The sequence below is a fragment of the Thioclava sp. F1Mire-8 genome, assembly GCF_002213165.1.
Lineage (GTDB): Bacteria > Pseudomonadota > Alphaproteobacteria > Rhodobacterales > Rhodobacteraceae > Thioclava > Thioclava nitratireducens.
This window is the reverse complement of record NZ_NBNY01000001.1, coordinates 1,655,466-1,669,830: the sequence shown is the minus strand read 5'-3', so window position 1 is coordinate 1,669,830 and position 14,365 is coordinate 1,655,466. Positions and strand designations below refer to the sequence as shown.

General features: G+C 63.8%; 13 protein-coding genes. 12 read left to right on the top strand and 1 reads right to left on the bottom strand.

What is annotated here, in order from left to right:
* Positions 1–58 precede the first annotated feature (58 nt).
* From B6V75_RS07695 to B6V75_RS07675, 5 genes are all read left to right on the top strand, one after another.
* Positions 59–1,561 carry a sugar ABC transporter ATP-binding protein gene (locus B6V75_RS07695; RefSeq protein ID WP_088719228.1) on the top strand — a complete coding sequence of 501 codons (1,503 nt, stop codon included), beginning with the start codon at positions 59–61 and terminating at the stop codon, positions 1,559–1,561.
* Between the two features lie 47 nt (positions 1,562–1,608).
* On the top strand, positions 1,609–2,502 hold the full coding sequence (locus B6V75_RS07690; RefSeq protein WP_075776453.1) for an NAD(P)-dependent oxidoreductase: 894 nt from the start codon (positions 1,609–1,611) through the stop codon (positions 2,500–2,502).
* 120 nt (positions 2,503–2,622) lie between these two features.
* A complete protein-coding gene (locus B6V75_RS07685; RefSeq protein WP_088719227.1) occupies positions 2,623–3,648 on the top strand; it encodes a LacI family DNA-binding transcriptional regulator in 1,026 nt (341 codons plus the stop codon).
* A gap of 43 nt (positions 3,649–3,691) precedes the next feature.
* Positions 3,692–4,534: an SDR family NAD(P)-dependent oxidoreductase gene (locus B6V75_RS07680; protein WP_088719226.1), complete on the top strand. Its 843-nt coding sequence runs from the start codon at positions 3,692–3,694 to the stop codon at positions 4,532–4,534.
* 7 nt (positions 4,535–4,541) lie between these two features.
* The gene (locus B6V75_RS07675) at positions 4,542–5,630 is read left to right on the top strand and encodes a tartrate dehydrogenase (RefSeq protein WP_088719225.1); all 1,089 of its coding nucleotides are present in this window, start codon (positions 4,542–4,544) and stop codon (positions 5,628–5,630) included.
* Between the two features lie 33 nt (positions 5,631–5,663).
* Here the strand turns inward: B6V75_RS07675 and B6V75_RS07670 are convergent, their stop codons facing one another.
* Complete coding sequence (locus tag B6V75_RS07670) at positions 5,664–6,728, bottom strand: LacI family DNA-binding transcriptional regulator (RefSeq protein WP_206198469.1); 1,065 nt, start codon at positions 6,726–6,728, stop codon at positions 5,664–5,666.
* A gap of 178 nt (positions 6,729–6,906) precedes the next feature.
* On the opposite strand from B6V75_RS07670, the gene B6V75_RS07665 reads away from it, so the two are divergent.
* The 7 genes from B6V75_RS07665 to B6V75_RS07635 all read left to right on the top strand — a co-directional run bounded on the left by B6V75_RS07665 (position 6,907) and on the right by B6V75_RS07635 (position 14,362).
* A complete protein-coding gene (locus B6V75_RS07665) occupies positions 6,907–7,920 on the top strand; it encodes an ABC transporter permease (RefSeq protein ID WP_075776409.1) in 1,014 nt (337 codons plus the stop codon).
* 32 nt (positions 7,921–7,952) lie between these two features.
* Positions 7,953–8,960 carry a substrate-binding domain-containing protein gene (locus B6V75_RS07660; RefSeq protein WP_075776408.1) on the top strand — a complete coding sequence of 336 codons (1,008 nt, stop codon included), beginning with the start codon at positions 7,953–7,955 and terminating at the stop codon, positions 8,958–8,960.
* Between the two features lie 120 nt (positions 8,961–9,080).
* Complete coding sequence (locus B6V75_RS07655; protein ID WP_088719224.1) at positions 9,081–10,610, top strand: sugar ABC transporter ATP-binding protein; 1,530 nt, start codon at positions 9,081–9,083, stop codon at positions 10,608–10,610.
* Positions 10,610–11,665 carry an ABC transporter permease gene (locus B6V75_RS07650; RefSeq protein WP_166504566.1) on the top strand — a complete coding sequence of 352 codons (1,056 nt, stop codon included), beginning with the start codon at positions 10,610–10,612 and terminating at the stop codon, positions 11,663–11,665. The genes B6V75_RS07655 and B6V75_RS07650 overlap by 1 nt, the downstream gene beginning before the upstream one ends.
* 4 nt (positions 11,666–11,669) lie before the next feature.
* Positions 11,670–12,671, top strand: coding sequence for a dihydroxyacetone kinase subunit DhaK (locus B6V75_RS07645; protein ID WP_088719223.1), 1,002 nt, complete (start codon positions 11,670–11,672; stop codon positions 12,669–12,671).
* 8 nt (positions 12,672–12,679) lie between these two features.
* Complete coding sequence (locus B6V75_RS07640; RefSeq protein WP_199224625.1) at positions 12,680–13,312, top strand: dihydroxyacetone kinase subunit L; 633 nt, start codon at positions 12,680–12,682, stop codon at positions 13,310–13,312.
* A gap of 9 nt (positions 13,313–13,321) precedes the next feature.
* Positions 13,322–14,362 carry an aldo/keto reductase gene (locus tag B6V75_RS07635; RefSeq protein ID WP_088719222.1) on the top strand — a complete coding sequence of 347 codons (1,041 nt, stop codon included), beginning with the start codon at positions 13,322–13,324 and terminating at the stop codon, positions 14,360–14,362.
* The last annotated feature ends 3 nt before the right edge of the window (positions 14,363–14,365 follow it).

Here is a 14,365-nt window from a genome sequence, read left to right as displayed (position 1 = left end):
CGACACCTGGGCGGGGCCAAGCGTGGCCCCGCCCGACATTCTTCAGCCTGAGGCCGCGATGAAACCGTTTCTCGAAATGATCAGCATTTCCAAGACCTTTCCCGGGGTGAAGGCGCTGGACCACGTCGACCTGCATCTCAACTCCGGCGAGGTGCATGTGCTGGCAGGGGAAAACGGCGCCGGCAAGAGCACCCTGATGAAGATCATGACAGGCGTGCTGCGCGCCGATCCGGGAGGGGAGATCCGCGTCGAGGGCGAACCCGTCGTGATCAAGAACCCGGTCCATGCGCGGTCGCTCGGCATCTCGATCATTTACCAGGAACTCGCAGTGGTGAATAACCTCACCGTCGCCGAGAACGTCTTTCTCGCGCGTGAGCCGCTATTGCCGACCGGCCTGATCGACCGCACCAAGATGAATGCGGACACCCGCGCGGTGCTGCACGAGCTTGGCGTGGAAATCGACCCGGAAGCTATGGTCGGCACGCTTTCGATCGGCCAGAGACAGCTGATCGAGATCGCCCGCGCCATCTCCTACAATTCCAAACTCATCATCATGGACGAGCCGACCGCGTCGCTCAGCCACCACGAGGCCTCGACGCTGTTGCGCATGTCGCGCAAACTGGCCGAGCAGGGTGTCGGTATCGTCTTCATCTCGCACAAGCTCGAGGAAATCTTCGAAATCGCGGACCGCGTCACCGTGCTGCGCGACGGTCGCACCGTCGATACACGGCCCGTCTCCGAGATGACGAGCGACCTGCTGGTGCGCCTGATGGTGGATCGCGAGCTCGACCAGCTTTTCGGCCATCACACCTCCCACGCGACCGACGAGGTTCTGATGTCGGTGCGCAATCTCACCGAAAAGCGCGTGAAGGACGAAGGTGTGTTCGTGCGCGATGTCGATTTCGACCTGCATCGCGGCGAAGTTCTGGGCTTCTTCGGTCTGGTCGGTGCCGGACGGACCGAAGTGATGGAGATGATTTTCGGCAGCCGCCCCCATAGCGGCGAGATTTCGATCAACGGCAAACCGGCGCGGATTTCCTCGCCCTCGGACGCGATAGAGCATGGGCTCGGATTTGTGACCGAGGATCGGCAATCGCGAGGGCTTGTCCTCGGCATGTCGGTGCGCGAGAACTTTTCCCTGACGCATCTGAGCGACTATTGCAGCTTCGACTTCGTGAACCGTCGCAAGGAAACGGCGGCCTGTGCGGATTATATCCGCGCGCTGGGCATCAAGACGCCGTCGCCCGAGCAGAAGGTGCTCAACCTGTCGGGCGGCAACCAGCAGAAGGTCGTCTTGGCGAAATGGGCCGCGCGCCGTCCGCAGATCCTGATCGTCGACGAGCCGACGCGCGGGATCGACATCGGCGCCAAGGCCGAGGTGCACACGTTGTTGGGCAAGATGGCCGAGGAGGGCATGTCGATCATCGTCGTCTCGTCGGACCTGCCGGAGATCCTGGCGATCAGCGACCGTGTGATCGTGCTGAAGGAGGGGAAGATCAGCGGCGAACTGACCCGAGAGAACGCCACGCAGGAAAGCGTGATGCTGGCGGCGACCGGCTGAGGCCGTCCCGCCGAACCGAAAAGCGAATGAACGAAACGGAGATTGAAATGACCAAGCGCGTAGTATTCACAGGCGGAACCGGCAAGGCAGGGCGTCATGCGGTGCCGCATCTGCTGAGCAAGGGCTACGATGTGCTCAACGTCGACCTCAAGCCGCTCGACGTCCCGGGCGTGAACACGCTGATCACCGACGTGACCGACAGCGGCGCCGTGTTCAACGCGCTGACCACCCACCACGACTTCGGCGGGTTCGAGAAGGGCGCGCCGCCGTCGCCGCCCGATGCGGTCGTGCATTTCGCCGCGATCCCGCGCGTGCTGATCGAGCCCGACAACGTGACCTATCAGGCCAACGTCATGAGCACCTACAACGTGATCGAGGCGGCGATGAAACTCGGCGTGCGCAAGGTGATCATCGCCTCGTCCGAGACGACCTATGGCGTGTGCTTCGCCGAGGGCGACAAGGATTTCCACTCCTTCCCGCTCGAGGAAGATTACGACAGCGATCCGATGGACAGCTACGGGCTCTCCAAGGTCTGCAACGAGAAGACCGCCCGCGCCTTCGCCGCCCGCTACGGCGCCGATATTTACGCGCTGCGCATCGGCAACGTGATCGAGCCCCATGAATACGGCATGTTCAAGGGGTTCCTCGAGAACCCGATGAGCCGCAAACGCAACGCCTGGAGCTATATTGACGCGCGCGATCTGGGTGAGATCGTGCATCTGTGCATCGAGAAGGACGGTCTGGGCTATCAGGTGTTCAACGCGGTCAACGACACGATCACCGCCGACATGCCGACCACCGAGTTCTTGAAGAAATACTGCCCGAACACGCCGATCACCCGTGAGATGGGTGCCGACGAGGCACCGATCTCGAACCGCAAGGCGCGCGAGGTTCTGGGCTTCAAGGAAGCGCATCCGTGGCGCAAATACGTGGAGGTATGATCGCCACGGTCCCCGCGATGTTTTCGCGCCATGCATGTATGGCCTTTGAAAACGCTGCCGCTAGGTGCATTTCTGGGTAATTGACTCGGGCTTGCCCGAAAGGAATTGGAGGAAAGCGTCATGGGGACCAAGCAGCGATTGCCCGACCGCAAAAGCAAGATCACGGTGCGCGAGGTCGCGCGCCGTGCCAATGTCAGCGAGTCGACGGTCTCTCGCATCATGCGCAACAAGGGACTCGTCGCCGAAGCTACCCGCGAGAAGGTCATGGAGACGGTCCGCGCGATGGGCTACGTCCCCAACCGCATCGCTGGCTCGCTGGCCTCGCTCGACTCCTTCCTCGTCGGCGTCGTCATCCCGTCGCTCTCCAACATCGTCTTCCCGGAAGTCCTGCAGGGCGTCCATGCCGGGCTCGAGGGAAGTGACCTGCAGCCGGTGATCTCGACCACGGATTATAATGTGGACCGCGAAGAGGCCGTGGTGCGCGGCATCCTCAGCTGGAAACCGGCCGCGATCCTGCTGGCCGGGTTCGATCACACCGACGCGACCCGCAAGATGCTAGAACAGAGTGATATCCGCGTCGTCGAGATGATGGATATCGACAGCACGCCGATCGACATCGCGGTGGGCACCTCGCATCGCCGTGCAGGCCACGCCATCGGTCGCCACCTGATTTCACGCGGCTACCGCCATTTCGGCTATGTCGGCCATGACTGGGAGGCCGACCGCCGCGCGCGGCTGCGCTATGACGGGCTGTGCGAGGCGCTGTCCGAAGCGGGGCTCTCCATCGAGGCGCATGCGATCGATGACGGGCCCAGCTCGGTCGGTACGGGTCGAGAACAGACAGCGCGCCTGCGTGCTTCGGCCCCGCAGGTCGACGTCGCGGTCTATTCCAACGACGACATGGCGGTCGGCGGCGTCTTCCACTGCCTTGCCGAAGGCATCAGTCTGCCCAATCAATTCGCCATATTCGGCTTCAACGGTCTCGATATCGGCAAGGAGCTGCCCCAGCCGCTCTCGACCGTCCGCTCGAACCGTTTCCTGATCGGCAAGAAGGCGATCGAGGAAGTTCTGGCCTCGCCAGAACGCCCGTCTGCGCCGACCATCATCGACACTGATTTCGAGGTCTTCGCCGGTGCGACTGCCTGAAGCGCGCGCCGATCTCGGACACCGAACTGAAAGGAGAAATGCCATGCATCCCGCTCTCGCCAAAGGCAATGTCGCAGTCGTCACCGGAGGGGCCTCGGGTATCGGCCTCGCTGCCGCCCGCCACCTCGCCGGGCTTGGGATGCGCGTTTGCATCGCCGATCTGCCGGGGGCTGCGCTCGACGCCGCCTCCGACGCTCTGATCGCCGCGGGTGCCGCGGAGGCGGACGTGATGACGCTGGCGACCGACGTCTCGGACCGCGCGCAGCTAATGGCGCTCGCCGACGAGGTCTGGGCGCGCTTCGGTCCGGTCAACCTGCTGATGAACAACGCGGGGATGCAGCCCGGCAGTTCGATCTTCGATGAGGAAGGCAACTGGGACCGCATCCTCGAGGTGAACCTGGGCGGGATCATTCGTGGCAGCCAGATTTTCGCGCCGCGCATGATCGCGTCGGGCACGCCGGGCCTGATCGTCAATACCGGCTCCAAGCAGGGGATCACCACGCCTCCGGGCGATCCGGCCTATAACGTGTCGAAGGCTGGCGTGAAGGCCTTCACCGAGGCCTTGCAGCACGAGCTGCGCAATCGCGAGGACTGCAAGGTCGAGGCACGGCTGTTCATTCCGGGCTTCGTCTACACGCCGCTGACCGCGGGCGGGCGCACCGAAAAACCCGCTGGCGCCTGGACGCCCGAACAGGTCGTGGAATTCCTCTTCGACTCGATCGAGCGCGGCGATTTCTACATCCTGTGCCCCGACAACGACGTGGACCGCGCGACCGACGTGAAGCGCATCCTCTGGGCGGCGGGCGACCTCACCGAGAACCGCCCGCCGCTGTCGCGCTGGCATCCCGACTACGATGACGCCTTCAAGGCGTGGCTGAAGGCGTGATGCGGCCATGACGACCCGGGTGCATCGTATCGCGGCCATCCCCGGCGACGGGATCGGGCCGGAGGTGGTCGACGCCGCGCTGACGGCGCTCGATCACCTGAGCCGCCAGACCAACGCCTTCCGGCTGGAGATCGACCGCTTCGACTGGGGCTCGAAACGCTATCAGCGCGAAGGCACGTTCATGCCCGCGGACGGGGTCGACGCGCTGCGGGCCTATGACGCGATCCTCTTCGGCGCGGTCGGCGCGCCGGAAGTGCCCGATCACCTGACGCTCTGGGGGCTGCGCCTCGCGATCTGTCAGGGGCTCGATCAATACGCGAACCTGCGGCCCACCCGGATCCTGCCCGGCCTGTCGAGCCCGCTTGCGGGTGTCGGCCCGGACGATCTGGACTGGCTTATCGTGCGCGAGAATTCCGAGGGCGAATATGCGGGGCAGGGCGGGCGCAGCCATCGCGGCCAGCCGCATGAGGTCGCCACCGAGACCGCCATCTTCACCCGCACGGGCGTCGAACGCATCATGCGCGTGGCTTTCTCGCAGGCCCAGGCACGTCCGCGCAAACGGCTGACGGTCGTCACGAAATCCAACGCGCAGCGCTACGGGCTCGTGCTCTGGGACGAAATCGCCGCCGAGATCGCGGCCGAGTTTCCCGACGTGACGTGGGACCGGATGCTGGTCGACGCGATGACCGTGCGCATGACGCTCGATCCGCGTTCGCTCGACACGATCGTCGCCACGAACCTGCACGCCGACATCCTCTCGGATCTGGCTGCGGCGCTGGCCGGCTCTATCGGCATCGCGCCCACGGCCAACCTCAACCCCGAGCGCGCTGCGCCTTCGATGTTCGAGCCGATCCACGGCTCCGCCTTCGACATCACCGGCAAGGGCGTCGCAAATCCCATCGGCACCTTCTGGAGCGCGGCGATGATGTTGGAGCACCTCGGAGAGACCGACGCAGGGGCGCAAATGATGCGCGCGATCGAACTCGTGACGGCGGATCCCGAAAGCCGCCCCCGCGACCTCGGAGGCACGTCCGGCACTGCACAGGTGACGGAACGGCTCTGCCGTGCGCTCGACGAGATAGTGGGGGGCAGCTGAAAGTTACGTCGCAGCTTCAGAAGCTCTCGCGTTTCAGCGCCGTGGTTTGAAATCCGCCACGCTATCGCGCACAACCAGTTCGCCCGTCATCAGGACCTTCACCGGAGATTGGTCTCGCTCGTCCGTCGCGATGAGGTCGTCGAGCAGGCGGATCGCCATCGCGCCGATGCGCGCTTTCGGAACGTCGACCGAAGTCAGGGGCGGATCGAAGACGCTCGAGGTCGGAAGGTTGTCGAAGCCCACGACCGAAACATCTTCCGGCACTCTGTGGCCCAATTCGCGCAAGGCCCTCACGAAGCCGAAGGCGATGATGTCATTCGCACAGAAATAAGCATCCGCGAGAGGCCGGTCGCCCAACTGGGTCAAGGCTTCTTCATAGGCGCCGTCCAGCGTCGACTTCACCGAAAGTTCCTGCGCGTCCTCGCTCTGCAATCCGAACGCTGCGGCCGCGTTCCGGAACGCCGTTTGACGCAGCCGGAAGTTCATCACCTCGCTGTAACTTCCGACATAGCCGATCTTGCGAAAGCCGCGCGAAACCAGATGCGAGAGCGCATCGTAGACGAGTTGATCGTTGTCCATATCGACGAAATTCGCCTTCAGGAACGGGTGGTAGGTGTCGATGAGCACGGTCGGTAGCGGCGCGCGCTCGATGATCGTCTCGATATCTTCGCGTGAAAGTTCGGTGCCGAGCACGACGATGCCGCGCGGTTCCGAGCCGTCCAGGCTCGACAACAGTTGATGCAGCGATTCCTGTTCGTAGCTCACGACCTGCAACGCGTAGTCGCGGCGAAGCGCCTCGAAAGACATCCCGTCGATATAGTCCGAGATGAAGTGGTTGTGGTCGCGATTCACCGTCTGGCCGTGGCGCGCGATCTTGAGAAAGCGGATCGTGTTGGTGACTTCGGTCCGCGCCCGATTCGAGCGCGGGGTGTAGTTCAACGCCTCCACCGCTTCCAAAACGCGGGCGCGGGTGGCCTCCGAGATGTCGCCCTTGTCGTTCAGGACCAGCGAAACGGTGGCAGCGGAAACCCCCGCGTGCCCGGCAACTTCGCGCAGGGTGACCGGCTTTTTTGGCTCAATTTCCATCGTGTCGCTCATGTGGCCTTCAATCTATGGGCGAACCTCCCGCACTGCACAACGGGCCTTCGGAAAGTTCGGTCTTTTTATTCGCTCGCGCTCGAAGCAGCTAGTGAACAAACGGGGTTGACTTTAGTAAACATAATAGTACGAATTTAGTAAATAAGATAATTCTTCAGTAAACGGCGCGGGGGAGGAGATGTCGAAACTGGATGGGAACCTGTTTGTGTTGTCCGTGCTCATCGTGCTGCTTCTAGCAGTCGGCGGGGCGGCATCCGGCGGCAATTACCTTTCGATCTACAATCTGCAATCGATGGCGAACCAGGTGCCCGAGATCGGGCTGCTCGCGATCGGCGTGATGCTGGCGATGTGCTCCGGCAACGGTGGGATCGACCTGTCGGGGATCGCGCTTGCGAACCTCTCGGGCGTGGCCTCGGGGCTTGTTGCACTGTCGATCTTCCCGGTCGACGAAGCGCCCGTGCTGTTCACTATCACCTTCGCCGGGGGATGTCTGATCATCGGCGTGCTGGGCGGTGCGCTGAACGGATTTCTGATCTCGCGTTTCGAGATCACGCCGATCCTGTGCACCTTGGGCACGCAGATGGCCTTCACCGGCGCGGCGGTCGTGTTCTCGGAAGGACGCTCGGTGACGATCGGATCGCCGCCCGCGCTCTACGATCTGGGCAATGGCCTGATCTTCGGAGTGCCGGCGAGCTTCCTGATCTTCCTCGGCGCTGCTTTGATCCTGGGCGGGGTGCTGCGCTTCACGCCCTACGGGATGAAGCTGATGCTGACCGGCGCCAACCCGAAGGCGGCGCTGTTCAGCGGCTTCAATCGCGACCGCATCCTGATCACGACCTACGCGCTCTCGGGGCTGATGGCCGGTCTGGCCGGGGTCATCATCGCGGCGCGGAACATCAACGTGAAATGGGACTACGGCACCTCTTATCTGCTGATCGCGATCCTTGTCGCGGTGATGGCGGGGGTGCGGCCCGAGGGCGGCTATGGGCGCATCGTGAATGTCGTGCTTTCGGCGATCACGCTGCAGCTTCTGTCGAGCCTGCTGAACTTCGTCGGGTTCTCGAATTTCGTGCGGGATTTCGCCTGGGGCGCGCTGCTGCTGTGCTTCCTCGCGGTCAACCGCTTCGAGCTGGTCGACCAGGTCATCACACGCTTTTCGCTGGGGCGCGCGGCGCGCGCTCCGAAACACTGAGCCGAAGAATGTAATCCAGGGAGGAGATCATCATGGCATTCAAAGGACTGAAAATCGGCCTGTTGGCCGCGACCACGGCGGCAATGCTGGCTGGCGCACAAGGGGTCGCAGCGCAGGAAGGCAAGTCGATCACCACGGTCGTCAAGATCAGCGGTATCCCGTGGTTCGACCGGATGAAAACCGGTGTCGAGAAATACGCGCAGGAACATCCCGACATGAAGATCGAGCAGGTCGGCCCCGCCACGGCGGATTCCGCCCAGCAGCTGCAGATCGTGCAGGATCTCGTCGCGCGCGGCGTCGATGCGCTGGCCGTCGTGCCGATGGATCCGGCGATCCTCGAAGGCGTGCTCAAGCGCGCGATGGATCGCGGCATCGTCGTCGTGACCCACGAGGCCGACAACCAGAAGAACACCATGGCCGATGTCGAAGCCTTCGATAACGCGGAATATGGTGCGGCGCTGAACGAGCGTCTGGCCAAGTGCATGGGAGGCAAGGGCAAGTGGACGACCTTCGTCGGCTCGCTGGGCAGCCGCACCCACATGCAATGGGTCGGCGCGGGCGAGGAGAACGCTAAGAAATACCCGGATATGGAACTCGTCGATCCGAACAACGAAAGCTTCGACGACGCCCAGGGCACCTACGAGAAAGCCAAGGAAATCCTGCGCAAGCACCCGGATATCAAGGGCTTCCAGACTTCGGCGGGCAATGATGTGCTCGGCGTCGGTCGCGCGATCGAAGAAGCCGGTCTGGCCGGTAAGGTCTGCCTTGTGGGCACCGGTCTGCCGAACCCCTCGGCGGCCTATCTCGACAGCGGGGCGATCACCGCGATCGGTTTCTGGGATCCGCAGAAGGCCGGTATGGCGATGAACTCGCTGGCCACCAAGATCCTCGCGGGTGAAGAGATCACCGACGGCATGGATCTGGGTGTCGACGGCTACCACAGTGTCAGCGTGCGCCCCGGTGCCGGTGACGGCGTGCTCGTCGTGGGTAACGGCATGGTTCTCGTCGACAAGGATACCTACAAAGAGACCCTTTTCTAAGACGTGAAAAAATCGGTCGGCCGGGGGCAGCCCCGGCCGGCTTTCAAACCGCCCGTGCCTAGGCTGGAGGAGCTGCGGCGCATGGGACGGAAAAGACCGGTGTTCAGGGGGAGCAATCAGATGTCAGACGGACATTTTCTGGAGCTGCGCGGCATCCACAAACGCTTTGGCGGTGTTCACGCGCTGCGCGGCGTCGACGTAACGATCGACACTGGTGTCGCCTATCACCTGCTGGGCGAGAATGGCTGCGGCAAGAGCACCTTCATCAAGATTATTTCGGGCGCCCATGCGCCCAGCGAGGGAGAGATCGTTCTCGATGGGCAGGCGCATAGCGAGCTGTCGCCGATCCAGTCGCTCGAAGCGGGGATCGAGACGGTCTATCAGGACCTCTCCCTGCTGCCGAACCTCTCCGTCGTGGAAAATGTCGCGCTTGGCGACCAACTGGTGAGCGGCAACGGGCGCCTGATGCGGCTGCTGAACCGCCGCCGTCTGCGCGAAACGGCCCGCGAGGCAATCCGTAATGTCGGGCTGGAGCCGACGGCGAAACTCCTTAACACAATGGTCGGGGATCTGCCGCTTGCGATCCGGCAGCGCGTCGCCATCGCGCGGGCCATCGCCGCCGACGCGCGGCTGGTTATCATGGACGAGCCGACCACATCGCTCACGCGGCACGAGGTCGACGCGCTGATCGAACTGGTCGGCAAATTGCTCGAACGCGACGTGGCGGTGCTGTTCGTGACCCACAAACTGGAGGAGTGCTACCGCATCGGCGGGCAAGCGATCATCTTCCGCGATGGCGAGTGTATCTCGCAGGGCCCGATCGCGGACTATTCCCGCGCCGAGCTTTCGCATCTGATGACCGGGCGCGAACTGGACACGATGCGCTACCGCGATGGCACGCCGCGGGCCGAAGAGGTGCTGCGCCTCGAGGGGGCGAGCTCCGGCGCGGACTTCGAGGATGTCGCCTTCTCGCTGAAGGCGGGCGAGGTGCTTGGCATCACCGGTCTCTCGGATTCCGGTCGCAACGAGGTCGCGCTCGCGCTGGCCGGCCATCAATCGCTGAGCTCCGGTCATATCGAGATTTCCGGCGCGCGGGTGCATCTCGACTCGCCCGCGGACGCGATTGCACGCGGCATCGGCTATGTCCCCGAGGACCGCCTCTCCGAAGGGCTGTTCCTGCAGAAGTCGATCTACCAGAACGAGGTGACGCTGATCCTCGACCGGCTCCGTGGGCGCGGGGGCGTCGTCGACAAGCGCAAGGGGCGCGAGGCGGCGAGCAAGATTTCCGAGGCGATGAACCTCAATACCGGCAATATCGACCTGCCGGTCTCGGCGCTCTCGGGCGGCAACCAGCAGCGTGTGCTGATCGGCCGGTGGCTCAGCATCGAGCCGAAATTGCTGGTGCTTCATGGCCCGACCGTCGGCGTCGATGTCGGGTCGAAGGACACGATCTACCGCGCGATCCAGGCGATGGCGGAGCGCGGGATCGGGCTGATCATCGTCTCCGACGACCTGCCGGAACTGCTGCAGAACTGCGACCGGATCCTCGTGATGAATCGCGGTCGCCTCGTCGATGAACTCGACGCCGCGACCACCGACGAGAACCGTATTTACCAATCGATGCTTGGCTCGGCGAACGAGGCTGCCTGATGACCATGGTGCAAGAGATGAATGACCGATCAACGCCCAAACGTCCCGAGGACAAACTGACGATTTGGGAGACCCTGCGACGTCGCCCCGAGATGGTGACGCTGACCATCCTCGTCGTGATCTGCGTGGCGGTGTCGATCATCAACCCCAACTTTCTGCAGCCGGGCTCGCTCATCGATATGGGCCGCGCGAGCGTGGTGACCGGGCTCTTCGCGCTCGGTGTCTTCGCCATTCTCGCGGCAGGGGGCATCGACGTCTCCTTCACCGCGATCGCGGCGCTGACAATGTATTCGCTTACGAAATTCGTGATCACCGTGGCGCCCGATCTGCCGATGGCGGCGATCATCGCGATTGCCGTTGTGGCCGGTGCGCTTCTGGGCGCGGTGAACGGCCTTCTGGTTCACGGGCTGCGCGTGCCCTCGCTGATCGTCACGATCGGCACGCAATACCTGTTCCGCGGCATCCTGCTGGCCTTCGTGGGCACGGTTTGGCTGATGGAGCTTCCGCCGCAGATGACCGCCTTCGGCAAGGCCGCGCTCTACCAGTTTCAGGGCGCCAATGGCGTGACCGTCGATCTGCCCGCCTATTTCCTGATCTTCCCGGTCGTCGTCGGGCTGGCCTGGTTCCTGTTCGACCGCACGCTGATGGGGCGGGCGATCTTTGCCACCGGCGGCAACCCGGAGGTCGCGGCGCGGCTCGGCTATGGCCAGCGCGTGGTGCATGTCTTCGTCTTCGCCTTCGCGGGGGCGCTCGCAGGTCTCGCAGGCATCATCCATGTCAGCGCGACCCGCATGGCCAACCCGTTCGATCTGGTCGGCACCGAGATCGAGGTGATCGCCGCCGTCGTTCTCGGCGGGGCGCGGATCACTGGCGGCACGGGCTCGGTGCTGGGCACCGTGGCCGGTGTTCTCCTGATCACCGTGGTCAGCAACACGCTGGTTCTGGTGGGCATCCCCAGCACCTGGCAGCGCCTTGTCGTGGGCGCGTTCATCCTTCTCGCAGCGGCCTTCTTCGTGCGCCGCAAGCAAAAACCCAAGCAACGCAAAGCAGAGTGATCCGATGAAGAAGTTTCTCAACAAACCCGAAGATTTCGTCGAAGAGATGCTGGAGGGGATTTACGCCGCCCATCCGGAAGTGACCCATGTCGCGGACGATCTGCATTGCTTCGTGACGGCGAACCCGGTCCCCGGCAAGGTTGGGATCGTGACGGGGGGCGGCTCCGGCCACCTGCCGCTGTTCCTCGGCTATGTCGGCGACGGGATGCTCGACGGTGCGGGTGTCGGCGGCGTGTTCCAGTCGCCCAGCTCGGACCAGATCCTCGAAGTGACAAAGCATGTCGATCAGGGGGCAGGGGTTCTCTATCTCTACGGCAATTACAGCGGCGACATCATGAACTTCGACCTCGCCGGGGAACTGGCCGAGGTCGACGATATCGAAACCGCCACCGTGGTCGGCAATGACGATGTGGCCTCCTCCAAGCCGGGCGAGGAACACAAGCGCCGCGGCGTCGCCGGGATCGTCTTCCTCTACAAGGTCGCGGGAGCCGCCGCCGCCGAGATGAAGCCGCTCTCCGAGGTCGTCCGTCTGACCGAGAAGGCGAAGGCGCGCACCCGCACAATGGGCGTGGCGCTGACGCCCTGTATCGTGCCTGAAGTCGGCAAGCCCAGCTTCACGCTCGGCGACGACGAGATGGAAATCGGCATGGGCATCCATGGCGAGCCGGGGATCACCCGCAAGACGCTCGAGCCCGCCGATGCCGTCGTTGACGAGATGATGGAGCGCATCTTCGCCGAGCAGGATTATGCGGCAGGCGACGAGGTTGCGATCATCGTCAACGGGCTGGGCGCGACGCCGATGGAAGAGCTCTACATCTTCTACCGCCGCATCTCGCAGCTGTTCGCAGAACGCAACGTGACCATCGCGCAGGTCTGGATCGGTGAATTCGCGACCTCGATGGAGATGGCGGGCGCCTCGATCTCGGTCCTGCATCTCGATGACGAGCTGAAGCCGCTCATCGAACGCAGCGCGACGACGCCGTTCTTCAAACATATCGCGAAGTGAGGGCTGCCATGACGATGAATGCAAGTGCGCTGCCCGGTCTGTTCAACCGCTATCGGGATCGGTTCGCCGCCGAGAAACAGGCCCTGATCGAGCTCGACGGCAAGGTCGGCGACAGCGATCTGGGTCTGACCATGGCGAAGGGTTTCGCCGCCGCAGCGGCCGCCCTTGAGGAAAAGGCGCCCGAGACGCTGGCAGACGGGATGAAGACCGCGGGCGCCGCGATCGCGAAAGCCGCGCCCTCGACCATGGGGACGCTGATGGCAACGGGTTTCCTGCGCGGAGCGAAGGCACTCGACGGTGCGGAAGTGATGGACACCGCCGCGCTGGCCGATTTCTGGGCTGCCTTTCGCGACGGGATCGCGCAGCGCGGCAAGGCGCAGTTGGGTGACAAGACCGTACTCGACGTGCTGCACCCGGTCGCCGAGACCATCGCCGCGCAGGCGCAGGCGGGCGCATCGCCCGCCGAGGCATCACACGCAGCAGCCCAAGCTGCGAAAGAGGCGCTGGAGGCGACCAAGGAGATGGAAGCCCAGCACGGCAAGGCTGCCGCGTTCGGCGAGAAATCCAAGGGAATTCAGGACGCGGGCGGCACCGTCGCCTGCATCCTCATCGAAGAGACAAGCGCTGCCTTGGGCGCGTAGGAGAGGGACATGCACTATAATACGCTGGGACGGAGCGGGCTGAAGGTTTCGGCCCTCGCGATGGGCACTTTCACCTTCGGCGGCGAAGGTCCCTTCGCGATGGTCGGCAGTCAGGGCGTGGCCGAGGCCCGCGACCTGTTCGATTGCGTGATCGACCACGGTGTGAACCTGATCGACACGGCGAACATGTATTCCACCGGCACCGCCGAAGAGATCGTGGGCGAGGCGCTGGAAGGCCGCCGTGACAAGGTGCTGATCTCGTCGAAAGCTCGGATGCCGATCGATGACGGCCCCAATGGCGAGGGCGCGAGCCGCTGGCACCTGATCCGCGAATGCGAGCGTAGCCTGAAACGTCTGCGCACCAATCACATCGACATCTATCATATCCACGAATGGGACGGCCAAACCCCGGTCGAGGAAACGCTCGAAGCCCTGCAGACGCTGATCGATCAGGGCAAGATCCGCTATGCGGGCTGCTCGAACTATACCGGCTGGCAGGTGATGAAATCGCTCATGGCCTCGGACAAGCCCGGTCGGGCGCGGTTCGTTACGCAACAGATCCACTACACGCTCGAGGCGCGCGAGGCGGAATACGAGCTTTTGCCGATCGCGGTCGATCAGGGCGTCGGCGCGACCGTCTGGAGCCCGCTTGCCGCAGGGCTGCTGTCGGGCAAACACACCCGCGACAATCCGGTGGCGGAGGGGAGCCGTCAGGCCAACGGCTGGACCGAGCCGCCGATCCGCGATCAGGAGCGGCTCTGGAAGATCGTCGATGTGCTGAACGCGCTCGGCGAGGCGCATGGCGTCGAAGCTGCGCAGATCGCGCTGGCATGGCTACTCACCCGTCCCGGCGTTGCCTCGCTGGTGGTCGGCGGTAGCACGGTGGCGCAGTTCGAGCGCAACTTCCGCGCGCTCGACGTCAAGCTCTCCACCGAAGATCTCGCCCGCCTCGACGAGGTCAGCCGCCCGCCGCTGATCTACCCGCTGTGGCATCAGGAACAATTCGCCAAGCCGCGCTTCGGCCCGGCGGACGGGATCGTGACGGGCTAATCG

Coding starts and splice junctions, on each gene's coding strand:
- B6V75_RS07695 (WP_088719228.1), top strand. CDS start 59: ATGAAACCGTTTCTCGAAATGATCAGCATTTCCAAGACCTTTCCCGGG.
- B6V75_RS07690 (WP_075776453.1), top strand. CDS start 1,609: ATGACCAAGCGCGTAGTATTCACAGGCGGAACCGGCAAGGCAGGGCGT.
- B6V75_RS07685 (WP_088719227.1), top strand. CDS start 2,623: ATGGGGACCAAGCAGCGATTGCCCGACCGCAAAAGCAAGATCACGGTG.
- B6V75_RS07680 (WP_088719226.1), top strand. CDS start 3,692: ATGCATCCCGCTCTCGCCAAAGGCAATGTCGCAGTCGTCACCGGAGGG.
- B6V75_RS07675 (WP_088719225.1), top strand. CDS start 4,542: ATGACGACCCGGGTGCATCGTATCGCGGCCATCCCCGGCGACGGGATC.
- B6V75_RS07670 (WP_206198469.1), bottom strand. CDS start 6,728: ATGAGCGACACGATGGAAATTGAGCCAAAAAAGCCGGTCACCCTGCGC.
- B6V75_RS07665 (WP_075776409.1), top strand. CDS start 6,907: ATGTCGAAACTGGATGGGAACCTGTTTGTGTTGTCCGTGCTCATCGTG.
- B6V75_RS07660 (WP_075776408.1), top strand. CDS start 7,953: ATGGCATTCAAAGGACTGAAAATCGGCCTGTTGGCCGCGACCACGGCG.
- B6V75_RS07655 (WP_088719224.1), top strand. CDS start 9,081: ATGTCAGACGGACATTTTCTGGAGCTGCGCGGCATCCACAAACGCTTT.
- B6V75_RS07650 (WP_166504566.1), top strand. CDS start 10,610: ATGACCATGGTGCAAGAGATGAATGACCGATCAACGCCCAAACGTCCC.
- B6V75_RS07645 (WP_088719223.1), top strand. CDS start 11,670: ATGAAGAAGTTTCTCAACAAACCCGAAGATTTCGTCGAAGAGATGCTG.
- B6V75_RS07640 (WP_199224625.1), top strand. CDS start 12,680: ATGACGATGAATGCAAGTGCGCTGCCCGGTCTGTTCAACCGCTATCGG.
- B6V75_RS07635 (WP_088719222.1), top strand. CDS start 13,322: ATGCACTATAATACGCTGGGACGGAGCGGGCTGAAGGTTTCGGCCCTC.